At 66.6% G+C, this 24,701-nt stretch carries 28 protein-coding genes; 11 read left to right on the plus strand and 17 right to left on the minus strand.

Translation table 11 applies throughout. The annotated features are described in order from the left end of the window. Positions 1-9 precede the first annotated feature (9 nt). The 3 genes from NFU08_RS14010 to NFU08_RS14020 all read left to right on the plus strand — a co-directional run bounded on the left by NFU08_RS14010 (position 10) and on the right by NFU08_RS14020 (position 2,093). Positions 10-429 (plus strand): hypothetical protein, encoded by a 420-nt coding sequence (locus tag NFU08_RS14010; RefSeq protein ID WP_251424154.1) that lies wholly within the window; start codon positions 10-12, stop codon positions 427-429. A 178-nt stretch (positions 430-607) separates the two neighbouring features. Then, positions 608-1,429: a nuclease-related domain-containing protein gene (locus NFU08_RS14015; protein ID WP_174180246.1), complete on the plus strand. Its 822-nt coding sequence runs from the start codon at positions 608-610 to the stop codon at positions 1,427-1,429. 58 nt (positions 1,430-1,487) lie between these two features. Further along, positions 1,488-2,093, plus strand: coding sequence for a hypothetical protein (locus NFU08_RS14020; RefSeq protein WP_174180248.1), 606 nt, complete (start codon positions 1,488-1,490; stop codon positions 2,091-2,093). A gap of 59 nt (positions 2,094-2,152) precedes the next feature. Here NFU08_RS14020 and NFU08_RS14025 read toward each other — a convergent pair whose 3' ends face one another. Continuing rightward, positions 2,153-3,673, minus strand: a complete 1,521-nt coding sequence (locus NFU08_RS14025; RefSeq protein ID WP_251424156.1) for an HNH endonuclease signature motif containing protein — start codon at positions 3,671-3,673, stop codon at positions 2,153-2,155. A gap of 69 nt (positions 3,674-3,742) precedes the next feature. Between NFU08_RS14025 and NFU08_RS14030 the strand changes: the two genes are divergently transcribed. Further along, positions 3,743-4,909 (plus strand): alpha/beta fold hydrolase, encoded by a 1,167-nt coding sequence (locus tag NFU08_RS14030; RefSeq protein ID WP_251424158.1) that lies wholly within the window; start codon positions 3,743-3,745, stop codon positions 4,907-4,909. 37 nt (positions 4,910-4,946) lie between these two features. Here the strand turns inward: NFU08_RS14030 and NFU08_RS14035 are convergent, their stop codons facing one another. The 5 genes from NFU08_RS14035 to NFU08_RS14055 all read right to left on the minus strand — a co-directional run bounded on the left by NFU08_RS14035 (position 4,947) and on the right by NFU08_RS14055 (position 10,904). Then, positions 4,947-6,467, minus strand: a complete 1,521-nt coding sequence (locus tag NFU08_RS14035; protein ID WP_251424160.1) for a glycoside hydrolase family 32 protein — start codon at positions 6,465-6,467, stop codon at positions 4,947-4,949. Between the two features lie 2 nt (positions 6,468-6,469). Beyond that, complete coding sequence (locus tag NFU08_RS14040; RefSeq protein ID WP_066276517.1) at positions 6,470-7,348, minus strand: carbohydrate ABC transporter permease; 879 nt, start codon at positions 7,346-7,348, stop codon at positions 6,470-6,472. A 1-nt stretch (position 7,349) separates the two neighbouring features. Then, entirely contained in the window at positions 7,350-8,327 is a 978-nt protein-coding gene (locus NFU08_RS14045; protein WP_174180256.1) for a carbohydrate ABC transporter permease, read from the minus strand. 70 nt (positions 8,328-8,397) lie between these two features. After that, the gene (locus NFU08_RS14050; RefSeq protein WP_251424162.1) at positions 8,398-9,690 is read right to left on the minus strand and encodes a sugar ABC transporter substrate-binding protein; all 1,293 of its coding nucleotides are present in this window, start codon (positions 9,688-9,690) and stop codon (positions 8,398-8,400) included. A gap of 191 nt (positions 9,691-9,881) precedes the next feature. Beyond that, positions 9,882-10,904: a LacI family DNA-binding transcriptional regulator gene (locus NFU08_RS14055; protein WP_174180258.1), complete on the minus strand. Its 1,023-nt coding sequence runs from the start codon at positions 10,902-10,904 to the stop codon at positions 9,882-9,884. A gap of 237 nt (positions 10,905-11,141) precedes the next feature. Between NFU08_RS14055 and NFU08_RS14060 the strand changes: the two genes are divergently transcribed. Together NFU08_RS14060 and NFU08_RS14065 are read left to right on the plus strand one after the other, a co-directional pair. Beyond that, positions 11,142-11,636, plus strand: a complete 495-nt coding sequence (locus NFU08_RS14060) for a hypothetical protein (RefSeq protein ID WP_251424164.1) — start codon at positions 11,142-11,144, stop codon at positions 11,634-11,636. A gap of 53 nt (positions 11,637-11,689) precedes the next feature. Beyond that, positions 11,690-12,397 (plus strand): Pr6Pr family membrane protein, encoded by a 708-nt coding sequence (locus NFU08_RS14065; protein ID WP_251424165.1) that lies wholly within the window; start codon positions 11,690-11,692, stop codon positions 12,395-12,397. Between the two features lie 11 nt (positions 12,398-12,408). Here the strand turns inward: NFU08_RS14065 and NFU08_RS14070 are convergent, their stop codons facing one another. From NFU08_RS14070 to NFU08_RS14095, 6 genes are all read right to left on the minus strand, one after another. Next, positions 12,409-13,299, minus strand: a complete 891-nt coding sequence (locus tag NFU08_RS14070; protein ID WP_251424167.1) for a restriction endonuclease — start codon at positions 13,297-13,299, stop codon at positions 12,409-12,411. Positions 13,300-13,355: 56 nt separating this feature from the next. Beyond that, on the minus strand, positions 13,356-13,550 hold the full coding sequence (locus NFU08_RS14075) for a hypothetical protein (RefSeq protein ID WP_174180264.1): 195 nt from the start codon (positions 13,548-13,550) through the stop codon (positions 13,356-13,358). Beyond that, the gene (locus NFU08_RS14080) at positions 13,547-14,077 is read right to left on the minus strand and encodes a hypothetical protein (RefSeq protein WP_174180266.1); all 531 of its coding nucleotides are present in this window, start codon (positions 14,075-14,077) and stop codon (positions 13,547-13,549) included. Before NFU08_RS14080 ends, NFU08_RS14075 begins: the two co-directional genes overlap by 4 nt. A gap of 59 nt (positions 14,078-14,136) precedes the next feature. Continuing rightward, a complete protein-coding gene (locus NFU08_RS14085; protein ID WP_251424169.1) occupies positions 14,137-15,192 on the minus strand; it encodes a zinc-dependent alcohol dehydrogenase family protein in 1,056 nt (351 codons plus the stop codon). Positions 15,193-15,320: 128 nt separating this feature from the next. Further along, on the minus strand, positions 15,321-15,758 hold the full coding sequence (locus NFU08_RS14090) for a VOC family protein (protein ID WP_251424171.1): 438 nt from the start codon (positions 15,756-15,758) through the stop codon (positions 15,321-15,323). A gap of 41 nt (positions 15,759-15,799) precedes the next feature. Continuing rightward, a complete protein-coding gene (locus NFU08_RS14095; protein ID WP_174180272.1) occupies positions 15,800-16,672 on the minus strand; it encodes a universal stress protein in 873 nt (290 codons plus the stop codon). 154 nt (positions 16,673-16,826) lie between these two features. On the opposite strand from NFU08_RS14095, the gene NFU08_RS14100 reads away from it, so the two are divergent. Both NFU08_RS14100 and NFU08_RS14105 read left to right on the plus strand, forming a co-directional pair. After that, complete coding sequence (locus NFU08_RS14100; RefSeq protein WP_251424173.1) at positions 16,827-17,597, plus strand: SDR family NAD(P)-dependent oxidoreductase; 771 nt, start codon at positions 16,827-16,829, stop codon at positions 17,595-17,597. Positions 17,598-17,659: 62 nt separating this feature from the next. Next, a complete protein-coding gene (locus NFU08_RS14105; RefSeq protein WP_251424214.1) occupies positions 17,660-19,087 on the plus strand; it encodes a DUF5129 domain-containing protein in 1,428 nt (475 codons plus the stop codon). 12 nt (positions 19,088-19,099) lie between these two features. Here NFU08_RS14105 and NFU08_RS14110 read toward each other — a convergent pair whose 3' ends face one another. Next, entirely contained in the window at positions 19,100-19,372 is a 273-nt protein-coding gene (locus NFU08_RS14110; protein ID WP_251424175.1) for a DUF1508 domain-containing protein, read from the minus strand. A gap of 176 nt (positions 19,373-19,548) precedes the next feature. Here NFU08_RS14110 and NFU08_RS14115 point away from each other — a divergent pair, with 176 nt between their 5' ends. Then, positions 19,549-20,034, plus strand: a complete 486-nt coding sequence (locus NFU08_RS14115) for a DUF1003 domain-containing protein (protein ID WP_251424177.1) — start codon at positions 19,549-19,551, stop codon at positions 20,032-20,034. On the opposite strand, the gene NFU08_RS14120 is transcribed toward NFU08_RS14115, so the two are convergent. The 4 genes from NFU08_RS14120 to NFU08_RS14135 all read right to left on the minus strand — a co-directional run bounded on the left by NFU08_RS14120 (position 20,031) and on the right by NFU08_RS14135 (position 22,053). Continuing rightward, a complete protein-coding gene (locus tag NFU08_RS14120; protein ID WP_251424179.1) occupies positions 20,031-20,612 on the minus strand; it encodes a flavodoxin domain-containing protein in 582 nt (193 codons plus the stop codon). The two genes, NFU08_RS14115 and NFU08_RS14120, sit on opposite strands and share 4 nt — an antisense overlap. A 23-nt stretch (positions 20,613-20,635) precedes the next feature. Further along, on the minus strand, positions 20,636-21,106 hold the full coding sequence (locus NFU08_RS14125) for a GyrI-like domain-containing protein (protein WP_251424181.1): 471 nt from the start codon (positions 21,104-21,106) through the stop codon (positions 20,636-20,638). A 90-nt stretch (positions 21,107-21,196) separates the two neighbouring features. Beyond that, complete coding sequence (locus tag NFU08_RS14130) at positions 21,197-21,568, minus strand: DUF5655 domain-containing protein (protein WP_251424182.1); 372 nt, start codon at positions 21,566-21,568, stop codon at positions 21,197-21,199. Between the two features lie 14 nt (positions 21,569-21,582). Then, on the minus strand, positions 21,583-22,053 hold the full coding sequence (locus NFU08_RS14135; protein ID WP_251424184.1) for a pyridoxamine 5'-phosphate oxidase family protein: 471 nt from the start codon (positions 22,051-22,053) through the stop codon (positions 21,583-21,585). 144 nt (positions 22,054-22,197) lie between these two features. Between NFU08_RS14135 and NFU08_RS14140 the strand changes: the two genes are divergently transcribed. Both NFU08_RS14140 and NFU08_RS14145 read left to right on the plus strand, forming a co-directional pair. Further along, complete coding sequence (locus NFU08_RS14140) at positions 22,198-22,680, plus strand: pyridoxamine 5'-phosphate oxidase family protein (RefSeq protein ID WP_251424186.1); 483 nt, start codon at positions 22,198-22,200, stop codon at positions 22,678-22,680. Positions 22,681-22,816: 136 nt separating this feature from the next. Then, entirely contained in the window at positions 22,817-24,658 is a 1,842-nt protein-coding gene (locus NFU08_RS14145; RefSeq protein ID WP_251424216.1) for a heavy metal translocating P-type ATPase, read from the plus strand. Positions 24,659-24,701: the final 43 nt, after the last annotated feature.

The following is a 24,701-nucleotide window of genomic DNA, read 5'->3' on the forward strand; positions in this document are numbered from 1 at the left end:
GCGCAGCAGGTGGAACCTGAAGAGGACGACGACCTGTGCCGGCTGGTGTGCGGGGACGCCGCCAGCGATGGCCGGCAGGTCCAGGTGTGGGTCAACATGAACGGCATCCTCATCCTGCCCGCCGGAACCATCCCGCACGGTCCGTTGGACCCGGGCGGGAACCCCCGCTTTCAGCGCGCCACCGTGACGTCGGCGCGTGCCGTCAGGCTCGCTAAGCAGCACGCAGGCCGTTGGATCCCGTACGCCTCCCTCACCACACTCCGCCTCCGCCGGCCCGGGCTGGTACGCCGCCGCTGGTCAGCCACTGCTGTGGAGCGGGACGGCGCTTCTACCCCCATGAGCTGGAAGGGGACACGTCCCCATGCGCTGTTGCTCTGGGGGTACGTCGTCGCCCGGCGCGGGCTCGACGGGGTGGACGGGCTGCCGTAGAAGGATGCGCCACGGGGGTGCGAAGCGCTGGACGAAGCACCAGATTTCGTGTTCCCGCAAGAAGGGCTCAACGTTGGGCAAATATTCCTGAAGCATTCCGAAGCAGGGCCTTCGGCCGCTATTTTCCGAACTCTTCGCGATCTACGCTGTCCAGCATCCGAAAGTTTGGGAGACGACCATGAGCCCTGATGCCACACCACAGCTGCTGCAGGAACGGGTTCCCGGGCAGGCAGTGCTCGAGACGTTGATGGCGGTGCAAAGCCGCGTTCCGGGCCGCAGCTGGCTTAAGCGGTTGCTTGGTGCCAGCCCGCTCGGTCCGGAGAGCATGCCCTGGTACAAGGGGGCTCTCGGCGAAATTGCCGTGGGAAGGATCCTTGAGGGGCTGGGTCCCGAGTGGCTGGTCCTGCATGCCGTGCCGGTGGGCGCCGGTGCCTCGGATATTGACCACGTGCTGGTGGGGCCTGCGGGAGTTTTCACCTTGAACACCAAGAACCACTCCGGCCAGCCCGTCTGGGTGGCGGGGCGGGCACTCCTGGTTGCGGGAAAGAGGACACACCACATTCGTAGCGCTGCGTACGAAGCTTCCCGGGCAGCAAGACTTCTGGGCACCGCGGCTGGCTTCCCTGTCGAGGTGACCGGCGTCGTGGTCATCGTCCAACCGAAGAGCCTGACCATCAAAGCGCGGCCCGAGCGCGTGGCCGTGGTGAGGGACGCACGGCTCCTTGCCTGGCTGCGCCAGAGCCAGGCCGTCCTGGGCCCGGAGCAGGTGGCCCGGATCGCGTCGGCGGCCGTCCAGCCGGGGACCTGGTGCCGGAAGCCTCCTGCCGCAAGCGATCTGCCCGCCCTTCAGGACAGCTTCACTGCCCTGCGGATGATGGTTGAACAAGCGCGACGGCGGCAGGCAGCCTGGGCGTTGAGCGTTCCGGCAGTCGGTTTCGTGGTCCTGGCCAACAGCGCGCAGTGGGGCGCAGCCATCCTCCAAGGCCTTGGCGGTCGCTGAACCGGCCGGGACGTTTGGCCTCTGGATCCGGCAGGGGAGTGAAGCGCAAACTGGGATGATGCGGTTCCACAGGCGTTTGGTCATCGTGTTCGCGGCTGCTGCTGCGGGCGCAACCTATGCCCGGTACCTGCGTCCGCGGCAGCTCCACTGGGGCGCGACGCCGGAAGAGGTCTCACGTGCTCTGCCCGGAGATGACCTCGTGCCGGGTCCATCCTTCAACGCCACGCGGGCGGTCACGGTTGGAGCGCCGCCGGAGCGGATCTGGCCGTGGCTGGTCCAGGCCGGGCTGACCCGTGCCGGCTGGTACAGCTACGACATCCTCGACAACCTGGGCCGTCCAAGCGCCCGGCGCATCATCCCCGAACTTCAACACCTCGCTGTCGGCGACATTGTGCCGATGAGCCCTGACGGCAAGCACGGCATGCCGGTCCAGGCGATGGACGCACCGAAGTCCATGATCTGGGGTACGCCCGGTGACACCACCTGGACGTGGCAGCTCGATCCCATGTCGGACGGCTCAACGCGGTTGATCAGCCGTGTGCGCTCGCGGTACCGGTGGCTCTCGCCCACCATAGCTTTCTCCCTCTTGCTTGAGTTCGGCGACTTCTGGATGATGCGCAAAATGCTGCTGAACGTGCGCGACCGGGCTGAAGCAGCGCCTTGAGCCCCAGTTAGAACAGAGCCCTCTTGCGGGGGAGCCGAAGGCAGGGAGCTGCACAGCGGTCAGGAGCTGCCGTAGAGGACGCGGTGCAGGTTTTCTTCTCCTGGGGACCGTGGAATGTATAGATAGTCCGCGTGGCCGCCGGGCTGAGCGGGCATGGCGGACAGGGCAGACTCTGGCCAGTGGGGTGGTTCCCAGTCCTGGTGTTCGCTTTTGTAGTGGCGGCCGGTGGGTGAGGTCCAGCCGGGTGGTTGGTTTTTGGTGGCTGGTGTTGGTTTCCAGCCGCTCGTGTGCCGGAGTTTGTGGTGCTTCGGGCAGGGTTGTCCCAGGTTGCTGATCCCGGTGGTCCCGCCGTGGTGCCAGGCGAGGAGGTGGTCTGCCTCGTTATCCAAAGACGGGTTGCTGCAGCCGGGGAACGGGCACTGGCCGTCCCTTAGCCGGAGCCAGTTCCGCATGGCTTTGGTGACCCTATAGCTGCTCCGCCCGATCTCCAACGGCGCCCCGTCCCGCGGATCAACAAGGACCCGGTAGAACGAATCAGCCCCGTCAGCGACCAGATCCCTCGCCATGGACGGCGGAACGGGGCCGAACCCGTCCAGCACCGCCGGCTCCTCCGTCAGGCCCATCAGCGAGAACACCGGCACGGTGACCAGGACCTGGGCCCGGATCCCCGGGGAAAGCAGGCCAGCACAGGTTCCTGCGCCGGCTCCGTCGCTGTCGCTTGCTTCCTCGCCGTTACCTGCACTGTTGTCTGCATGGAAGGTTGCACTGGTTCCGCTGGTGAGGATGGCTTCGGCGAAGTGGTCGGTCCGGAGTTGGGTGAGGGTGCGGGGTTCGGTGGGTCCTTGTGCGGCCCGCGCGAGAGCGTTAAGGCGGTTCCAGCCTGCCAGCGCCTGGTGCGCGGGCAAACAAGCGGAGAGCCAGGCCATCCCGTCCTGGTCAGGCCGGTATTCGACCCGCCGGTCCGCCACCCCCTTGGCGTGGCGCTTCTCCAGCGATTCGGGATGGTGGCGTTCGCGCCAGGTGCGGGCTTTGTGTTTGAACCGGTGAGCGGGCATCTCCCCGATCGTTGCTGCGGTGGCTGGTCGTGGTGTGTCCGGGTCCAGGAAGTGGGCTTCCAGGGCGGTGGCGCCGGCGGCGTCGAGGGTGGCTGCCTCGTCCGCCATGACCCGGGCGTGCTGCCACGAGATCGTGCCGGCGTGCAGGGCCGCGAGGGTCAGGGGCAGGGTGGTGGTCAGCGCATGGGATACGGACAGGAACGCGCTGGCGGCCCGCGGCCCGAGGGCCAGCACGCACCCGATCTCCGCGGCCACGGCCATTTCCTGTGCCTGCACCGGCATCCCGGGAGGGGCCAGGGCGTGGGCGGTGTCGGCGTACTTCATGGCAGCGCGGGCCTTCAACCCCGCCACGCCGGCTTCCACCGCTGCTGCACCGGCGAGGATGTCCAGGCTCCCATCTGCCAGCCCGGCTAAGGGATCGGCAGCAGAGAACGGCTCCGAACCGCACCCGTCCACCTCCGCATTGAGCACGGCAAGGGCGGCCCTGATATCCGCAAACGCCCTCGCCACCGCTTCGCTGCCCATAAACCCATCCTGCCAAGGGGGTCCGACAATCTACTGCGCCGTCCATCAGCCCAGGAGTACGATCGCGATGTGAGCGATCCGGAGCTTGTTCCCCTGCCGGTGGGATTCGAACGGTTCCACCGGCGGGCCTTCATCAACTACCAACTCAACCGGGCACATGCCCTGGGTTTTGCCGACCGGGATGAACTGCTCGGCGCCGCACCACACGTGCGGGGAATGGATGACTGCGTCGCCGTGTTCGAGGCTTTGTCCAACCGCGCCGCAGCCGAGGACCGGCACCGGCAGGCGGCGGGTTACGCCAGGATCGCAGAGTTCTTCACGCCACCGCGGTCAGCCGAAAAGGCGACGCGCTACCGCCGCTACCTGCAGCTCTTCGAGACGGCATTCGCCGCTGCCGGCCTGACCCGTCACACCATCCCTTATGGCGAAGCGTCATTGCGGGCCTACTCGCTTCCGGCGTCCGGGACCCGAAACGGCGGCACGGTGCTGCTGCACGGCGGGTTCGACTCCCTGATCGAGGAGTTCTTCCCCATCTGCCAGCGGATAGCCGCCGCAGGTTTCCAGGTGGTTGCCTTCGAGGGCCCGGGCCAAGGCGGTGCCCGGACATTGAACGGGCTGACCTTCGACCACGACTGGGAAAAGCCTGTCGGGGCGGTGCTGGACCACTTCCGGCTCGGCCACGCCGCCCTGGTAGGCATCTCCATGGGTGGCTACTGGGCAGTCCGCGCCGCAGGCCGCGAGCCCCGGATCCACCGGGTGGTGGCCTGGCCGCCGGTGTACGACTGGCTCTACAGGCTCCCACGCGTGGCGCGCGGCCCGGTCCGCGCGATGGTGCGGCACCGCGGCTTCATGCGCTGGAGCGTGCGGACCCGTGCCCGGCTGTTTCCCACCCTCCGTGTGGTGGTGGACCAGGTCCTGTACATGCTCAACAGCGACGACCCGGCCGACGTCGCCGAATGGTTCCTTGGCATGAATGCCACGCACCTGGGCAGCGGCCGGGTGAACCAGGACGTGCTGTTGATGGTTGGCGAAAACGACGCCTTCCAACCGCCAGCGCTGGCCAGGGAACAGGAAAGGGCGCTCGTGGCGGCCCGAAGCGTCACCACCCGGGTGTTCACCCGGGCCGAGCACGCCGGCCAGCACTGCCAGATGGGGAACCTCGGGCTCGCGTGTGCGGTGCTCACCACCTGGCTGCAGGCTGCCGATACGGGCTCAACCGAAACGTCCCCAGCCTGAGGGCAGGTGGTCCCGAACCCCGGGACCACCGGCAGCGTCAGCGTCCGACGACGTTCAGCGCCACGAGGTGCGCGCCCCCACCTTCGGCGAAGACCGCCAGGGCCGTGCTCGCCTCCGCAGGGAACACAAGGTCCGTGATGGTGGCGAGCCCGTCCTGGGCGAAGACCTCCACGGAGCAGCGGTCCAGATGGACAGACAGTCCAAGGCGGCCATCCCGCAGCGGAACGGCGACGGCCTCAACGGAAGGGAAGGCCGCATGGAAATCTGCCTGTCCCGACTCCCTCCGGTCCAGGCGAAGCACGCCGTCCGCAACGTCGTAGCTGATGACGGTACGTTCGGCTCCGCCGGCCCGGACCACCAGCCCCACACGGGTTGCCGCACCCGGCTCGAAAACCACCTCCAGCCGCCCCACGGCGGCTGCCACCGGCAGCTCCTGGACGCCAGATGCCAGGGCCTGCGGACCCAGGCTGAAGCTTGGGGATTCCTGCCCGGCAAACGGGTCAATGGCCGTTTGCCGAAGCACCAATCTCCCGTCCAGCCTGGCCAGTGAGACCTCCCGCGGCAGTGACATCGAACTGCGCCACCCGCCGGTGGGGGTGGAGCCGGCATAGTCCCAGTTGTTCATCCAGCCGATCATGATCCGCCGGCCGTCGGCAACCCCGCTGAAGGAGACCGCGGCGTAGTAGTCGCGGCCCCAGTCGAGCCAGCCGTACTCACGCATCCGGCTGCCGTCCTGTTGGAAGCCCTCCGTAACCGTCGACCCGGAACGGAACTCCACGCCGTCGAACGCGCCCAGGAAGTACTGCCCGGCGGAACCGCCGGCGATGCCGCCCGGGTTGAGGTTGACGATGAGGACCCACCTGGACTCACCGGGGTTGCCGTCCACGGGCAGCTCGAAGAGGTCCGGGCACTCCCACACCCCGCCGGTGGCGTTGGCCGGGCCAAAGGTGCTCAGGTACTCCCAGCTCTTCAGGTTGGCCGACTTGTACAGCACCACCTGGCGCTCCACCGCCTCAACGGCAACCATCACCCAGTAACTGCCCGCAGCGCCGTCGTACCAAAAAACCTTGGGATCCCGGAAGTCGGCGGACGCGCGGTCCAGGACGGGATTGCCAAAGTACTTTGTCCAGGTGGCACCCTCGTCGAGGCTGTAGGCGAGCGACTGCGCCTGCCGGCCCGCCAGCGGTGAGGCGGCACTGTAGGCGCTGGTGTAAATGGCAACCAGCGGAGGATTGCCGGCCGTGCCAAGGCCACTGGTGTTGTGCTCGTCGAACACCGCCGAGCCGGAGAAGATGGCCTCGCGCTCGTCGCACGGAATGGCCACCGGCTGCTCGTCCCAGTGGAGCAGGTCCGGGGAGGTGGCATGGCCCCAGGACATGTTGCCCCAGTCCGTGCCGAAGGGGTTGTGCTGGTAGAAGAGGTGGTAGGTGCCGTTGAGGTACACCAGCCCGTTGGGATCGTTCAGCCAGTTGCGTTCGGCGGTGAAGTGGAACTCCGGCCGGTGAGGGTCCGCGGTGGTGGCGGGAGGTGCCCCTGGCGCCGTCGTTAATGAATTCACGGTCAGCCCTTCACGCCGCTGGAGGCGATGCTGTTGACGAACGAACGCTGGAAGGCGATGAAAAGCACCACCACCGGAACAGTGATGAGGGAAGCGTATGCCATCACCTCGCCCCACGAGACGTTCAGCTGGAAGAAGTACTGGATGCCGATCATTACCGGACGCAGTTCCTCGGACTGGACCACCATCAGCGGCCAGAGATAGGAGTTCCAGGCAGGGAGGAAGGTCAGGATCGCCACGGTGGCGGTGGCCGGCCCGGAGAGCGGCATGACCACCTGGCGGTAGATCTTGAACCAGCCGGCGCCGTCGATGCGCGCGGCCTCGTCCAGCTCCTTGGGAATGGACTCGAAGTACTGGTGGAACAGGTAGATGGAGAAGGCGTTGGCGATGAACGGGATGATCTGGACCTGGTACGTGTCCAGCCAGCCCTTGGAGAACTCGAGGCTGAAGCCGTTCAGTTCGAAGTAGGGGAGCTGGTTGACCCACCACACCAGCGGCAGGGCCAGGGTCTGGAAAGGCACAATCAGCGTGGCGAGGATCGCGGTGAACACGATCTTCTTCCCGCGGACCTGCATGCGGGACAGGGCGAAGGCGCAGAGGCTGTTGACGAAAATGCCGAGGATCACCGTGACGGCGGAGACGCCCACCGAGTTGAGCAGGAATCGGGCTGCCGGGACTCGGTCGAAGACGGCGGCGTAGTTGTCGAAGGAGATGTTGCCCACCGGCAGGAACGCGGCCAGGGAGGACATGTCGCCGAAGATCTGCTGGTCCGGCTTCAGCGAGGAGACCAGCATGAAAACGATGGGGAACGCGGCGACGACGGCGAAGAGGATGCGGACCAGCATGGTGCCCGCGTCTTTCAGGAACAGTTGGTTTTTCATGTCAGTCTTTCTCCCGCGTGAGGTGGCGCTGCACCGCGGAGACGATCAGCACGAGGACGAAGAACACCAGCGAAATGGCGGAGGCGTAGGAGGTTTCCTGCTGCCGGTAGCCGGACTGGACCGCCTCGTAGATGATGGTGGTGGTGGAGTCCATCGGACCGCCCTGGGTCATCACGCTGATCTGGTCGAAGAGGCCAAGGGCCTGGATGGTGATGGTCACGAGGACCAGGCTGCGGGTGTGGAAGAGGCCCGGCCAGGTGACGTAGCGGAACTGCTGCCAGCGGCTGGTGCCGTCCAGTTGCGACGCCTCGTACAGTTCGCCCGAGATGCCCTGGAGCCCGGCCAGCCAGATGATCATGTGGAAGCCGGCGGCCTGCCAGATGGACAGGATGATGATGGCGGGCATAGCGGTGTTCGGGTCCCCGAGCCAGTCCGGGCCGTCGATGAGGCCGAAGCTGACGGCGGAGAGGATCTCGTTGATCAGGCCGTCCTTGCGGTACATGAACAGCCACAGCAGGGAGACCACCACCATGGAGGTGACCACGGGCAGGAAGTACACGGTGCGGAAGAAATTTACGCCCCGGAACTTCTTGTTGATCAGCAGCGCCATCACCAGGGCCAGGCCGGACTGCACCGGAACAATGACCACCGTGAAGTAGGCGACGTTGAGCAGTGCCCGGTAGAACGTGGGGTCCGAGAAGAGGCGGGCGAAGTTGTCCACGCCCACGAACTCCACCGGCCGCGGCGAGATGAGCCGTGCGTTGGTGAAGGCCAGGCCGAAGCCGAGGATGGCCGGGATGAAGATGAAGGCCAGCAGCAGCACTGCCGCCGGGGCGATCATGCCCCAGCCGCTGAGCTGCTCGCGGCCGGAGCCGGGCCTGCGGTGCTTGGTGGGGGCCTTGCGCCTGGCGTTCGACGGCGGCAGTGCGGTTTCCGGGGTAGCGGGACGTGGGCGTGTGGGAAGGGGAACAGTTGCCATGGGGGTCTCCGTAGGTCGGGCGGCGGGAGGGATGCGGCGCGCTGCGGCGCATCCCTCCGGCGTGCTCCGGCTAGTTCTTGTAGCCGCCGTTGGACTTGATGTTGGCGTCAATCGCCTTCACGGCGCTGTCCAGGGTGGCCTGGGGGTCGGCCCCGTTCAGGATGTCCTGGGTGGCCTTGCCGAACTCGGTGGCGATGAAGGGGTAGGCGGGAGTTTCAGGGCGCATCACGGCGTATTCCCGGGAGAAGTCCATGAAGATCCGGTTGGCGCCGCCTTCGGTGAAGCTGGGGATCTGGGCCGCAGCCTCCTCGCTGGCCGGAATGGCGCCGGTGGCCTTGGCAACCGCGGCGATGTTCTCCGGCTTCAGTGAATAGGCCAGGTAGTCCATGGCTGCCCCGGTATCGCTGCAGCCGCTGGTCACGCCCCACTGCCAGGAGGCGCCGCCGATCTTGGGTCCTTCGCCGAGGTCGACCGGCGGCATGACCACCAGGTCGTCCCCGAGGGCCTCTTTGGCCTTGTCCGCAGCCCACGAACCGGTGTACACGATGGCGCTCTTGTTGTTCAGGAAGTCCTGGGTGGAGTCCTTGCCGCTCTTCTTGGCCATGAAGCCCTCGTTGGCCAGCCCGCGGAACCAGTTGGCCCACTGGACTGCTTCCTCGCCGTTCAGTTCACCGTCCGCACTCTGGAAGCCGTCCCGGTTGACCAGGTCTCCGCCGAAGGACTGCAGGAAGGGGGAGTAGGCGTAGGGGAGCCATTCACCGGTGCCGGCTGTGCCGAGGTCCAGCGGGTGCTCCCATTTGCCCAGGGCCTTGAGCTTGGTGAGGGCGTCCTGGAACTCTTCCTTGGTCCAGGGCTGGTCCATGGTGGCAACGCGGACGCCGGCCGCCTCCAGGTCCGAGGCGCGTGCCATCATGGCGAGGGCGACGTCGTAGTAGCCCACGGCGTAGGGCTTCCCGTCCCATTCAGCCACGGTGCTGGGGAGGTGCTTGGACAGGTCCGTGTCCAGTTCGAGGGGCTCCAGGTAGCCGGCCCAGGCCCAGTTGGGGACGTTGGGGCCGTCGATGTCCACAATGCAGGGGAGGTTGCCCGCGGCGGCCGCGGAGACCACGGAATCGTTGTAGGAGTCCTGGGGGAAGGCCTGGACTTTGATTTTCACTTTGTCCTGGCTGCTGTTGTAGGAGTCGACGATTCCCTGGACCGCGGCCAGTTCTTCCGGATTGCCGGCGTTGTGGGTCCACAGGGCGATTTCCCCGGACCCTTCGGTGGAGGAGGAGGCGCTGCCTTTGCCGCAGCCGGCGAGGGTGGCGGTGAGGGCGGCAGCGGCTATGCTGGTCGCCAGGATCCTGGTGAGCTTCTTGTTCATGGGTCGGTCTTTCTGCTTGGACAGGGTGGAGGGATTGATTGGGTCCTGCAGGGAACGCGGCCGCTGCAACGGCTGCGTTCCCGTTTTTTGTGGGAAGGGTGGAGGGGATGGTTTGTGGTCCGGGCCGGAAGCCGGGCCGGTGGTGCCGGGGCGGACCCGGTGCTGACGGTCAGGCCCCTGGACGAAGCCGCTCAGCCCCTGGGCGGAGCGACGGACTCCCGCTCAACCAGCGGGCAGGGGATTTTTTCGTGCGACCGGGGCGCCCCGGGGTTTTCGAGCTCGCTGAGGAGCTTCAGGACAGCCCACCGGCCCATCTCGTAGTGGGGGAGTGCCATGGTGGATAGTCCGGGCCACAGGCCGTCGGCGATGAGCTCGAGGTTGTCCACGCCCACGATCGAAACGTCCGCCGGGACGCCCAGGCCGAGGTGCCCGGCCGCCTGGTAGGCGCCCATGGCCATCTGGTCGTTGAAACAGAACAGCGCAGTGGGACGCTCCTGCCGGGACAGCAGCTCCAGCGCAGCTTCCCGGCCTCCCGCTGTACTGGGATGGCCTGCAACCAGGAACTCCTCCGGCAGCTGCAGCCCGTGGCGGTCCAGGCCCGCCCGGAACCCGGCGAGCCGCCCGTGGGCCGCGGGGATGTCGTCCTCGTTGTTGATCATGGCGATAGTGCGGTGCCCCGCCCTGACCAGCAGCTCGGCGGCAGAGTCACCGGCGCCGAACTCGTCCGGCACCACTGAGGACAGCCCCGGGTTGTCCGAGGTGGCATCCAGCACGATGGTGGGCACGGCCTGGAGCTCCTCCGGGACGGATACCTGCTGGTTGAACATGCGCGCATAGATGATGCCGTCCACCTGGTGCTGCTGCAGTGCCCGGATTTCCTGGAGTTCGAGTTCGTTGTCCAGGCCGGAGTTGACCACCATGAGCAGGTGCCCGTGTTCGGAAGCGGCATCCTGTGCGCCCTGGATCATCGCGCCGGCAAAAGGGGTGGTGGTGATTTCGTCGCTGACGAGGCCCAGGATCTGGGAGCGCTGGTTGCGCAGTCCGCTTGCCAGCCGGTTCGGGGCGTAGCCGAGGTCGCCGGCCACTGCCTTGATGTGCTCCACGGTCCGGGCGTTGACCCGGGAGCTGTGCGCTTCGCTCAGGGCATGCGACACAGTGGTCACGGAGACGCCTGCGGCCTTGGCCACGTCCCTGATGTTTACCTTTGTCGCCATTGACTTCGTTCCTTTGCAAAACGTTTTGTATGTTGCTTGCATCACTATATGCAAAACGTTTTGCAACCGTCAAGCTTTCTTGCGGATTACACTGCCGGTTATTTCGTGCAGCCGGGAACAGGGGCTTTCTTCTGAGGGGTTGATCAGCCCGCCGCTTCCCGGGAAAGTTCCCTTGACAGGCGTGGAACAGGGGACTCTCATCAAAGAAGAACGTGAACCTGAGAGGGGGTGGCGGCTGTGCCTGCCATCCAAACTACTTCCGCACAGCAGTTCCGGCTCCGGGTCGGAGCAGCCCTGATGGCGCTTGCCGGGCTGGCTTTCGTGGGATACGCCGCAGCCTTCCTGGCTCTCAACTTCTCGGGCGCCTTCCTGGAGCTGGGCATCGGTCCCGAAGAGGTGGACAAAGGCAGGGCGGAGGTCCAGGCGTTCAGCCCCCGGCTGTATCACTACATCAGCCATCTGCACATTGCGCTTAGCGGCTTCATCGCTGCCACCGGGCTGGCCATTGCGGCCATGTCCTGGTTCGGCGTGCGACGGGGTGAACGGTGGGCCTTCGCCGCCACCGTCACTGTTACGGCAGTCAGTCTCGCAATCTCTGTCCCGGCGCATTACCCCTGGGGCCTGGCAACGATTGGACACCTCGGCCCGGTGTACGTCGCTGTCCTCATCTTCTTGGCAGGCGCCGCCACGGCCTACAGCGGGATGCGGGGCCCGTCGGGTGAAAGCAGCTGACAGCGGTCTTTGTGCCCTGCGCAGGGACGTCCCTGGCGTGCGAAACTTTGCGAATGAGCAGCGCACGCAAGTTGGTTCCCCTGGAGGAGCATCACCGCGACCCGGCCAGCGCCCTGCGCCCGGACAGCCCGTGGGTCAGGGCGGTCCGGCTGCTGGTGGGCGCGTTCGTGCTCGCCGCACTCGTGCAGAAGACCTATGACGCAACCCTGCCGGGCACCGACGTCGACAGTTTTCAGTTGTATTCGGAATTCACCGTCCAGGCGAACCTCGGCCTCGGGTTCCTGCTGATCGGATCGGCGGCATGGCCGGCGGCAAGGCTTCCGCGTTGGTGGGACCACCTCTTCGGCGCCTTTGTCCTCTACTTGGTGATGACGGGACTTATCTACATTGTCCTCGTGGCGCCGCCGGAGGAACCATGGTGGAGCTGGGACCTCTACTGGCCGCAAATGGCCCACCACCGCCTGGCCCCGCTTTATGTTGTGTTCGACTGGCTCCTGGTCAGCAGGATGGGCCGGGGTCCCTGGTGGCGGCCCCTGGCGTGGCTTGCCTACCCGGTGGCCTTCCTCATCTTTTCCTGGGTGCGGGGTTCCATCGACGGCTGGTACGTCTACGATTTCCTGGATCCCACGCTTGAGGGCGGCTGGCCTGCTGCCCTGGCGTCCATAGCCCAGGTCCTGGCGGCTTTCCTGGTGGTCGCGGCCCTGGTGCATCTTGCCGGCAACGCACGCGCCGCTCTAGCCCTCAGGCACCCGCGGCACTAACGCCAGGCAACCTAGGCCGGAGGCTCCTGCCGGTTTGTGCGTGGTCCTTCCAGAATCCTCCTCGCATCTTCCTGGGCCTGGAGGGCAAGGTCGCTGACCACCTCGCCCCTCAGGTGGCCGGAGGCGGACATGATGTGCCGGAGCTCCGACACGGTGCGCGGCGGGCCGCCGCTGGGGTGTGCCAGGGCGTGGCAGTTGGGGCACAGCGGCACAAGGTCGGCGACGGGGTCCAGCTGGTACCCGCTCCCGAGCAGCTCCGGCGGCACCACATGGTGGACGTCGATGGACCCGGAGCCGGCGTCGCCATAAAAGGCTTCGAAGGAGAAACCGCAGGCAGCGCAGGACGTTCCATGGAACGCCAGGCACACCCGGCGTGCGTCAGGGTCCCGCTCATGGCGGTTCACGTCAATGGTGCTGACGGCGTCCGGCGGGAGCGTGCCCGAAACAACGTGTGGAGGACCGGTGGCCGCCGGCCCGAGGTCCCTCCACAGGCGGCGGAGGGCGGGCTCCGCGTGACCGGGAACGGTAACGCCCGGGCGGATCAGTGCCTCACTCCAGGGAATCCCGGGGACTGATGCGCGGAGCGTTTCCTGACGGATCTGCTCACCGAGGGGGAGCAGTGCGTCGAACAGCACGCCGGCGTGCCAGGCCGCGGCGGCGTCATCCCCGGACAGCACCTGGTACGGCTCGGACACCACCACCCCGTGGCCGATCAGCCCTGTGCCGGCGTCGCTGCCACCCTGGACGAAGAGCCAGGCTTCACTTCCTGCGGGGACGTTGAGTGGCCGGACAGTACTCCAGCGCCGCAGGAACCTGCCGGACTCCGCCACGAGCCCGACGGCGGCACGGTAGTCCCATGGGCCGGATCCGCCCGGGTTCCATCCAAGAATTACTGCAGCCACTACTCACCCAATCCAGCACACATGTGCGTTGGCCTTCACAGCCTGCAGAACGGAACCTAGATGGGTTCCCTGGCCAGCGCCTTGGTCCTGGCCGGTGTTTCCCGGCCGAGGCGCTGGTCGAGCGTGACACGCAGCCTGGCAGCAGCCACCTGGACGCGATGCTCGGCAGGGGTGGCTTTCTTCGGGGCCGGCTTGGCGGCGGCGCTCCGCGGAGTATGGACGAACCGGTGTTCAGACGATGCTGCGCTCATGGTCCAACCTCCTTGGTAGTGTCTTCACCCGTGGTTCCATTCTCGCCTATGTTGCCACCGGCGTCCACGAACCCAGTCTCCGGGTCCGCCTCGGTGCCCAGCCCGTCGTCGTCCGCGTTTTCGTCGCCCCACACGCTCTTCCAGGCGATGTCGAACAGCTCAAGCTCCTCGTTGCGGGCGAGTTCGCTGCGTGCCAGGACTTCCAGGGTTGCCAGTCCCAGGGCTTTCGTTCCTTCATCCTGGTCCAGTGCCCGGTCCAGCGCCCACTGCGTCCGGCGCCACCACTCCGCACGGCTGTCCGCTTCGGTTTTTTGCAGCAGTGCATGGGCGTCCGCTTCCCGCTTCTGCTCCAGCGCAGTGGCATCGGCTGCAGTGCGCTGTTTAAGCGTGCGCCAATTGATGTAGAACGCCAGCAAGGCGGCGATGAGGACGGCCAGGGGACCCAGGCCGGCGAGGATGACCCACCAGTCGGCCGGTCCCGAATGGACGACGACGTCGAGCGTGCTTGGGGAGGGGGCAGGGGTCACTGGACCAGCATAGGCCGCGGCGCGGCTGCCAGCCGGGCGGACGCCACCCGCCGCGCCCCTCAGGCGGTGATGACCACCTTCAGTGCGTTGGTCTCCGCGGCCCGCGCGAACGTGTCGTAGGCGTCGATGAACTGCTCAAAGCGGAAATGGTGGGTGGCGAACTTTTCTGCGGGCAGCTTCTTCTGCGCAACGAGCTTCAGGAGCATTGGCGTCGTGTTGGCGTTGACCAGGCCCATGCTGATGTTGATGTTCTGGATCCAGAGGTTTTCCAGGTGCAGTTCCACCGGTTTGCCGTGCACGCCAACATTGGCAACTGTGCCGCCGGGCCGGACAATCTCGGTGCACATACCGAAGGTGGCGGGAATGCCCACGGCCTCGATGGCAACATCCACGCCCTGCCCGTCCGTCCGGGACAGCACTTGGTCTTTCCAGTCGGAATCGCCTGACAGGACAACGTGTGTAGCCCCGAACGCGCGGGATTGCTCCAGGCGGTTCCGGTCAAGGTCTATGGCGATGATGGTGGCCGCCCCGTAGAGGCCCGCAGTGGCAATCGCTGCCAGCCCCACCGGGCCCGCTCCCACCACAGCCACCGTGTCCCCGGGCTTCACGCGGCCGTACTGGACCCCGATTTCGAAGCCCGTGGGGAGGATGTCCGAGAGCATGACGGCCTGTTCGTCCGTAACCCCCTCAGGGAGGAGATGAAGGGAGTTTTCCGCATAGGGAACGCGGACGTATTCGGCTTGGGTGCCGTCGATGAGGTGGCCAAAGACCCAGCCGATTCCTGATGCGCCTTCGTCCCCGAGGCAATGGGAATAGAGCCCAGTCTTGCAGTTGGCGCAGTGGCCGCAGGACTTGATGCAGGAAATGATCACCCTGTCGCCAGGTTTCAGTGTGGTGACGGAGGCCCCCACCTCGGTGATGGTTCCCACGCCTTCGTGGCCCAGGATCCGTCCCTCCTGGACTGCAGGGACATCACCCTTGAGGATGTGCAGGTCTGTTCCGCAGATGGTGGTGGTGTCCACCTTGACGATGGCGTCGCTGGGATTGATGATCGACGGGTCCGGCACATCGGTCCAGGATTTTTTCCCGGGCCCGCCGTAGACAATGGCCTTCATGACTGCTCCTTGTTGGTCGGCGATCGGGTTGATCCCGGACTGCTGCGTCAACCTCAAGGATGGAGGAGGGTGCCGGGATCGATAAGGGTCCTAGGTCCCGGTGGCCAGGATTGTGCCGTCCGCTGGTGTCAGCGTTTCTGCAGTTTTTCGACGAGCATCAGAATGATTCCGCTCGGACCGCGGAGGTATGTGAGCTTGTACGCGTCGCCGTAGGTCGCCACGCCGCGCAGCGGATGGCATCCGTGCTTCGCGGCTGCCTCAAGGGCTGTGTCCAGGTTGTCCACCGAGAAGGCCACGCGGTGCATGCCAATGTCGTTGGGGCGGGTTGGATTGGTCTGGTTCGCTTCGGGGTGGATGTATTCGAAAAGCTCAAGTTGGCCGCGGCCGTCCGGGGTCTGGAGCATGGCAATCCTGGCGTGGTTGCCATCCAGCCCGACGGCCGTATCCGTCCACTCGCCGCTGACCGTATCGCGGCCGACCACCGTGAGCCCGAGGTCGGTAAAGAAGGCAATTGCTGCTTCAATGTCGCGGACGGCGATGCCGACGTTCTCGAATGTGATGGCCATGGGTTGAAGCTACCAAGGCGGACCACTTGGCTCCAGGGGCCTTATTGTTCCTCCCTGATGCGGGCGGTCGTGCCGCGGCGTGAGATGAGGACCGGGCCACGTGCGTGGTGCAGGACAGCGTGGGCGGTGGAACCTATCGTCTCCCTGAGGAGCCCCTGGCCCTTGGTGCCCACAACCAGCATCCGTGCACCTTCCGACGCTTTGAGGACGGCATGGGCGACCGACGTATCAGTCAGCACCCTTCCCTCCACGGGAACAGCAGGGGAGAGGGCGCGGGCGCGGGCAAGGGCGGAATTGAGGACCTCCCCGGCGGCGGCCACGGCGTCCGGCATCTCGCGATGCCCGTATCCGGGCGGCGTGTGGTGGACATGGACGACGGTGAGGCCCGCCTGCCAGGCAGAGGCGAGTTCACAGGCGTCTTCCAGCGCCATGGAGGACCCCGTGCCGTCCACCGCGACGACGACGGGCCCGCCGGGGTGAAGATCCGGCCTTATCACTGCTACCGGGCAGGTTGCGGTGGCCGCCAGTTCCAGGCTTACGGATCCCACCAGGAGTCCCAGGAAGCCGCCCAAACCCCGGCTGCCGACGACGATCATCTCCTCCCCGGAAGAAATCTCGGCGAGATACGATGCGGGCAATCCGTGCAGCAGGGTGCCTTCAACCTTCAGCCCGGGGGCCGCCGCTTCGGCACGGCTGATCCCCTCCTCCAGAATTGCCTGCGCCGCCCGCTCCAGCCCGCTGTCCGCGACGCCGGGAACGGGGCCGAGGTTCCTGGTCAGCAGCGGCCAGATGGAGCAGTGCACCACGAGGAGTGGGCGGTTGCGCAGCTGCGCCTGCTCCGCCGCCCAGTGGATGGCGGTAGCAGCCTCAGCAGAACCGTCATAGCCGGCAACGATGGACCGTGAATCCTGCATAGCTTCTGCGCTCCTGGTCAGGGGACTTTCGGCACTGTGGGGGTTTCTTCCGTGACTGCATGCTGGTGGCGTGGGTTCCTGTGTACCCGCTCAACCAAGCAGAGCACCACACAGCAGTGGGAAGCAAGACATGCTGAGGATTGAGGAGCACCGCATGGCTGCGTGGCAGGAAAACATCACGACGGGCCGGTTCGAAGGCCAGACCGTCATTGTCACCGGTGCCGCATCCGGGATAGGACGCGCAACTGCCCTGCGTGTTGCCCGCGAGGGCGGCCGGGTCATCGCAAGCGACCTGAGCGGGGAAGGCCTGGACAACCTGGTAGCCGAATACCCGGGGCTCGGGTTTGTGCCGGTTGCCGGCGACATCAGCAGAGAAGACGTGGTGCAGGGGGTGGTGGCCGCCGCCGGCGGGCGCATCGACGCGCTGGCCAACGTGGCAGGCATCATGGACAGCTTCCAGCCCGTCCATGAGCTCGACGACGGCATGTGGGAGCGGGTGCTGGACGTCAACCTGACTGCCGTCATGCGCCTTACAAGGGCCGTAGTGCCGGTGATGCTGGCGGCGGGGTACGGCTCGATAGTGAATGTCTCCTCCGAGGCAGGCCTGCGCGGGGCGGCGGCAGGTGCTGCCTACACCGTCTCCAAACACGCCCTGATCGGCCTGACCCGCAGCTCAGCGGTCATGTACGGGCGCCGCGGCATCCGGGTCAATGCAGTAGCTCCCGGCGGCACCAGGACCAACATCCACGCAGAATTCAAGTCCCAGCTGGGCGCTGAGGTCCTTGGCCCCCTGCTCCAGGCAAACGTGCCGCCCATCGCGGAAGCCGGGGAAGTCGCCGCCGGGATTACATTCCTGCTCAGCAGGGACGGCTCAAACATCAACGGCGTGGTGCTTCCCTCCGACAACGGATGGAACGCCGTCTGAGCACGCAGGGGAGCAACGGGGTGGACCGGATAAGTACCGCAGTGCACAGGCTCGTAGGCCTGATGCTGGTCCTGGCAGCGCTGTTGCCGGCGGGAGCAGCCGCCGCTTTCGCTGATCCGCCGGTATCCGTACAGGTGGAGGACACTGCCGGGGTCCTGGACCGGAACCAGCTGGTACCGGCGCTGGAGGGGATCGACTTCTACGAGCCCACACGGGTTGCCATCTACACCTACAACGGCAGGACCGGGGACAACCTCAATGAAGAGGTCCTGAGGTTTGCCCGGAGCGGGCATCCCGAGTGGATCAGCGCGGACGGGCAGAAGTGGGCAGACGGGCTCTTCATCTTCGCCCTTGATCCGGTGGGCCGCCATGTTGGAACCTACATGGGCGAGGACCGGAAGGTGTCCCTTGAGCAGCGGCAAGACATCCAGGACGCGGCCAGGGATCTCCTCCGTGACGCGCAGTGGACGGAGGGAACCGTGGCGGGCGTCCGCCGTGCGGCCGAGCTCATCAGCCAGCCGTGGTACCGGTCCGCAGCATTCCTCATCACAGCCTGGGTGACCGCAGGAACAGCAGCCCTGGGTGCGGCCGCCTGGATCATCGTGCGGGCCGTCACGAGATCCTCCAGCCGGAAAGAGATTGCGCGCGGCGACCAAAGCTACGCCAACGTCAGCATGGACCTTGAGGTGACAGAGCTGAACGCGGGCACCATTCCCGAGGCCTCCCGGTACGGAGGCCACGTCCTTGAGAAGCACCGGACTTTCCTCAACCGGTACAACACCGCCAGCCAGCTCTCAAACAAGGTGCATGCGCTGTCCAGCCGCGACCTGGGGCGCCGCAGGCACCTCAGGCTCGCCCGGGAATACGCGGATGCAGCCTCGGAGCTCGACGCACTGGACGATGTCATCGCCGACACCAACGCCCTCCTCAACAAGGCCGGCACGTGGCCTACGGCGTGGGACCGCCAGCTCGCCCCCTTCCGCAAGGATCTTGCAGGGCTGGAGCAAGTCCTCAGCAAGCGCCACGGGCAGGGGGACTCGGCCACCGCGGCGGCCCTGCGGTCCTTCCGGGACCAGAGCCTCCGGGACATCGAACGGTGGACGGCGGAGCTGGCCGAAGGAAAAACCACCCCCGAAAAGGCGCTCGACCGCCTCTACGACGCCCGGTCCCGGCTGGCCGTGCTCCTGGAAAACCATGCCCAAACAGTCATTGGGGGATTCGCGAAAAACCAACGCGAAGCGGAGGTGATGCGCAAGGAGATGCAGGCGGCCCAGGACGGACTCAACCACAGGGGGCGGCGCAGCTACGAGCCAAGCATCCTGGGCACCGTATATCCGTCCTACCACTTCTTCTCGGTGGCCACCTTCAACTCCGGCCTCAACACGGGAGTCAGCAGCGTCAGCTCCGCCCGGGGCGGAGGCGGCAGCACCACCGGGTATGGAAGCAGTGGCGGTAGCTTTTCCGGTTCGGGCAGTTCATCCAGTTTCTAGCCCAGCCGGCTTCTACGCGGCCCCGCGCGAATTTGCCGTGCCGGTACTGTACGGGCGGACGTGGTGCGGGCTCCGCTGCGCCCCCACCCTTGCCAGGGCGGCCGCAGGAGCGAGGTCACTGATCAAACCCGTTCCCGCGCACTCGCGGACATCCCTGATGGCGGCGGCAGCCTGGTACTTGTCCGGGTACTGTCCGGACACCGCCAGCACGGTTCCGTCCGGCGCGACAAGCCTGAACCTGATCCGCGAATCCTCATCGGCAAACAGCTCGAACGTTCCCGCCATAAATTTGCTCTCCCTCGATGGTCCTGCCTCGGCCTCCGTCCACCGTGCCAGAGGACGGGGCAATCCATTAGGGGCCAAGGTCCCGTAATGGGGTGTTCGCCGGGGGCAACCCGGCCGGTGGATCCATCCGCACATTGGTGCGGCGGAGGACGCGGGGCGCCGCATACCCTAAGCACATGAGCGAGCGAAGAAGTACGTGGCATGCGCGGCACAAGGAGGGCTTGAGCCGGGGTGAGCGGGCGGCGGACGTCCTCCGCAACGGCATGGGCAGCTGGACTTTCGTAGGTCTGTTCCTCGCCGCCATGGCGGCGTGGGCCGGGTACAACACCTATGTCCTGGCAGCAGCAGCCTGGGACCCGTATCCCTACATTCTCCTCAACCTTTTCCTCTCGATGCTGGCAGGACTCCAGGGCGCCATCCTGCTGATTGCCGCCAAACGCCAGGACGCCATAGCGGCGGCGATGGCACGCCACGACTACGAGACGGATGTGCAGTCCAAGTCGGAGCTCGACCGGCTGATGGCCATCAACAGCCGGCAGCTTGAAATGCTGGAGGAGCTCCGGGCGATGGTTGGGAAGCCCGGTGTCCCGCAGCCCGGTGTCCTCCAGCCCGGTGTACTTCAGCCCGGTGCGCCGCGGGAGGCAGAGGGCGGCGGCAGCTAGTTTACCGGGGCAGGTCCTGATGCACCGGACCCCGGCGTGGGTTCACTGCCCGCTGCCAGTTCGGCAGCGATGTGGTCAGCCCAGGCATCGACGGCGTCCCAATTGCGGAAGTCACCGGCCGGCAGTGCTTCCCGGGACGCCGGAGCGAGCCGGATCAGGCGCTCGCCGATGCCGACGGGAGGAGCATCCGGATTCCACGCACCAAAAAACACTTCCTCGCCGCGGGGCTGGAGCAGTGTGGTCAGTTCGGTGAACTCCTTGGGCCGCGCACTGTGCAGGACATCCTCGCCGGCTTTGTCGACGGCGTCGTTTCCGAGCGGGCCGCTGCTGAAGAGCCAGACCTTCCGGTCCTGCAGCTCCTGCCGGTGCCGTTTGGCGAAAGCTGTTGCCTCCTTCAACCAGTGCCCCATGTAGGCGGCGCCGCCCAGCACCACGGCGTCGTACAAAGCGACGTCGTCCACGGCGGTCACCGGATGGGCCTCGGCCGGGATGCCGTCCTCGGCGAAGCGGGAGGCGAGGCGTTCGGCGATGCCGGCTGTTGCACCATGGCGGGTTGCGTAGGCAACAAGGATTCTCACAGGACCTCCTGGGGCCCGGGCAGTCACGCGACGGGCCAGATGACCCGTGTCTGCCACTTTGCGGGGTCGGGTTCCGTTTCGGGGTCGCTCAGGTAGTACTCCCACATGATGTCCCCCGGGGTGAGGCCTTCCGCCTGCATCCGGCCAAGGACCGCGTTGTAGGTGTTTTCCAGGGTGTCATAGGGCCCGGTGTGCAGGGCCTCGAAGGCGTCAGCTTCCGGCAGCGTCCCGCCGGCCACTCCGTCCGCGTCCGTGAAGTTCCCGGCCACGGGAAAGCCCGCTTCCACGTCAACGCTCTCGCCGGGCTTGCCACGGTAAAGCGCAAAGGGAGGGCCGGCAAGGGCCACGCCCTGCTGCTGCGCTGCTGCCATGACCGTCCCAAAGGCCCGGCCGAAGAAATCCGTCAGTGCGTCCATCCGGACGCGTTCACGGACGACGGCGACCGGCTGCTCAGCGAGGTGGACTTTCCTGGGGTGGGCGCCAGAGTCATTCATATCTCCAGCGTGCGCTGCCGGCACCGGGCCTGACAGGGCCTTAGGACTCTAAAGCGTCCGACCAGCCGGGCGGAGAGTCCCGCGCCGCACTCAGCCTGCAGCCTCATACGCCTGGCGCAACCATTGCTCCACCTCGCCGTCGAGCTGGCTGCTGTCCATAAGTTCAAGGTGATGCATCCAGATGCCGGGGGCAGGGTGCGCTGTCTCCTTGAAGCGGGGTGAGCCGATCTCATAGGGAAGCGCCAGCGACAGGACAAGGGGAACAACGGACCTGACGTACATTCCAGGGCGCCAAAGGTATGCAAAGCCTCTCCGGCGGCGGAACGAGACCTGGCTCCTGGACACGCGGACCGTCATGGGGCCGATGGCGGACGCCATGCGTTCTGCCGCCTCGTAGATGTCCCGGGCAGTGCCGGAACCCTCAAAGAAGCGGTCAACGGTCCAGGGTTCGCCGCCGTCCACCGGAACGGCGGCGGTTATTCGAGCCCTGCGCGGGTGGCCTCGTTCAGCGGGGTTTGCCAGGTGCCGGTGGCTGACAAAGTGAACCTGCGGCCCGTCACCGACTGCGGAACAATCCGGATGAGGTGGTCCTGGCCAACGCCCTGCCAGGGAAAGAGCCCCCGGCGTGGCTCATTCAGGGCTGGACCCGCTGCGTCGTCCTGGACAGCCTTGCCCTTGACCACCACACTCCAGGCCAGTCCGAATTCGGCGCTCACGCTGTCCGCCTCCAGGGCAACCATCGAGTTCGCTTCAATGGCCTGCAGCTTTGTTCCGCTGCCAGTCCGGAAGACAAGGCCCTCACCGTCGACTTTGAAGCTCACCGGGAAGACGTCCGGTTCGCCGTCCACCACGACGCCGAGCCGTCCAACACTCGTGTGTTCCAGTAGTTTCCAGCATTCGTCCGCGTTGAGGATTTCAGCTTCGGGCACCATGTTCTTGTCGGTCATGCCCAGATCCTATGGTGTGGCCAATGCTGCCCAACAGGGCCCAAAGACCTTTGACCTGCCCGGGGAAGCCCCTTGTCGCCGGATGCGGACGGCTGGGCCTAAATGCCCTAGCGTGCCCGGCCTGGCGGCAGTATTTTCAGCTGTATGCGCAATAACTCACCGGAACGGGACGCCGCATCCAGCGTGGACGTCCTGGGCACCAACGACTGCTGGGATCTCCTGCGCGGGGTTTCGGTGGGCCACTTGGCTGTCCTGGTGGACGGCCATCCGGAGATCTTTCCCGTGAACTACAAGGTGGACCATGGCTCGGTGGTCTTCCGCACCGGAGAAGGGACGAAGCTCCACGCCGCCGCCCAGCCCACCGCCGTCGCGCTTGAAGCGGACGGCACTGACCAGGACAAACGAACCGCCTGGAGCGTCGTTGTGAAAGGCCACGCCGAGGTCCTCGAGCCCTCACCGGAGCTGATGGCCGGTGCCGGCCTCACCCTGTTCCCCTGGCAGGCAGGCCCCAAGGACCATTTCGTGCGGATCATTCCGACGGCGGTAAGCGGCCGGCGCTTCACCGTCACCTCCCCGCTGACCTGGTGGAGCCATCTGGATAATCCGACGCGGGCGGGCCTTGCCTGAGGGAAAGCCGGCAGCCCCGCCCGGCACCCCCGTCCCGCCGCAGCTGGAGGCCGGTCCCGAAGAGCCCGGCACGTCGCTCCCGGGCCGGGCCTCCGCGCTTGTCCGCCAGTACCCCCTGGTGGCGCTGACGTGCCTGATGCTCGCCGCCACCGGGATACTGCTGCAGTCCGGACTGGAAGAGCCCGCCCGGCTCGGCGCGTCCGCCTATGCCGCCGTCGTCGCCGTCATCCGTGCGGTGGCGATGTTCCGTTCGCTCCGCGAGGGCCGCTGGGGGATTGACGTCCTGGCCCTGATGGCGATTGCCAGCACCGTGTGGGTGGGTGAATACCTCGCTGCCCTCGTGGTGATCCTCATGCTGTCCGGCGGTGAGGCGCTCGAAAGCTTCGCCCAGGGACGGGCAGCACGCGAACTCAGGTCCCTGCTGGACAGGGCGCCCCGTTTCGCCCACCGGGAGGCTGCAGGATCAGTCCTGGAGGAAACACCCGTGGGCGAGGTTGTTCCCGGCGACGTTCTGGTGGTGCGCCCCTCCGAGCTGGTCCCCGTGGACGGTGAGCTCCTGTCCCAGGCCGCGAGCCTGGATGAGTCGTCGCTGACAGGGGAGAGCCTGCCCGTGGAGCGGGTCCGGGGGGACCTCCTGCTCAGCGGCTCCGTCAACGGCGAGACGGCCATCAGGATGCGGGCGGCCGCCACAGCCACGGATTCACAGTACAGCCGCATCATCGCCCTGGTGGAGGAAGCAGCGTCCAGCCGGGCCCCGGTGGTCCGCCTGGCCGACCGGTACGCCGTTCCCTTCACCGCGCTGGCGATCCTCATGGCCGGGACTGCCTGGGCCCTGTCCGGGGATCCCGTGCGCATCGCCCAGGTCCTGGTGGTGGCCACACCCTGCCCGCTCCTGATCGCCGCGCCCGTGGCGTTCCTCGCCGGCACCAGCCAGGCAGCCCACAGGGGCATCATCATCAAGAACACCGGGACCCTGGAGCAGCTGGCCAAAGCCAGGACCGCGGTCTTCGACAAGACCGGAACCCTGACCTCAGGGCGCCCCGTCCTGGACACGGTCCAGGTTGCACAGGACCAGGGAACAGGAGCAGGCGCTGCGGTGGACGCCGTGAGGATCCTGCAGCTCGCCGCCTCAGCCGAGCAGTACTCCTCGCATGTCCTGGCGGCCTCGGTCATCGAAGCCGCCGCCAGGCGCAACCTTGAGCTCCTCCCCGTCACCCGGGCCACAGAACACGCCACCCAGGGCGTGGAGGCCGTCTGCGGCGGGGACACTGTGGTGGTGGGCAAGGCAGGGCTGGTCCGGAACTCATCCGCGGGCTTCCGGGAAGCTGCCCTGCAGAGCGGCCAACTGGCCATCTACGTCGCCGTCAACGGGAACTATGCCGGGGCCCTGATCATGAAAGACCCGCTGCGCACCGACGCAGGAGAGACCCTCGCCCGGCTGCACCGGCTGGGGGTCCGGCACACCATGTTGCTGACCGGCGACGCCCACGGAACTGCGGCGCACATCGCCGAGGAAGCCGGCATCCGGCATGTGCAGGCTGACTGCCTGCCGGAGGACAAGGTCAACGCGGTGGCCGCCGTCCGGGAGCGCCCCGTCATCATGGTGGGCGACGGCGTCAATGACGCCCCCGTCCTGGCGGCCGCGGACGTCGGCATCGCCATGGGGGCAAAGGGTGCCACCGCCGCGAGTGAGTCGGCGGACGTCGTGATCATGCTCGACGACCTGTCCAAGGTAGCCGTGGCGGTTGAAATCGGGAAGCGCACCGTAGCGGTGGCCCTGGTGAGCATCTGGACAGGCATAGGCCTGAGCATCGGCCTGATGGCCGTGGCCATGACGGGCTACATCCCAGCGGTTACCGGCGCCCTCCTGCAGGAACTCGTGGACCTTGCCACGATCCTGAACGGGCTGAGGGCCCTGCACGGTGCCCGGCCGCCGAAACCCTCCGGCCGGGGCCTGATCCGGCAGGCCCCGGCATGACCTTCGGCCCTTCCGCACTCGGCCAGCAATGGCGAATGTGGTG

It is taken from the genome of Pseudarthrobacter sp. NCCP-2145 (assembly GCF_023708005.1).
Taxonomy (GTDB): Bacteria; Actinomycetota; Actinomycetes; order Actinomycetales; family Micrococcaceae; genus Arthrobacter; species Arthrobacter oxydans.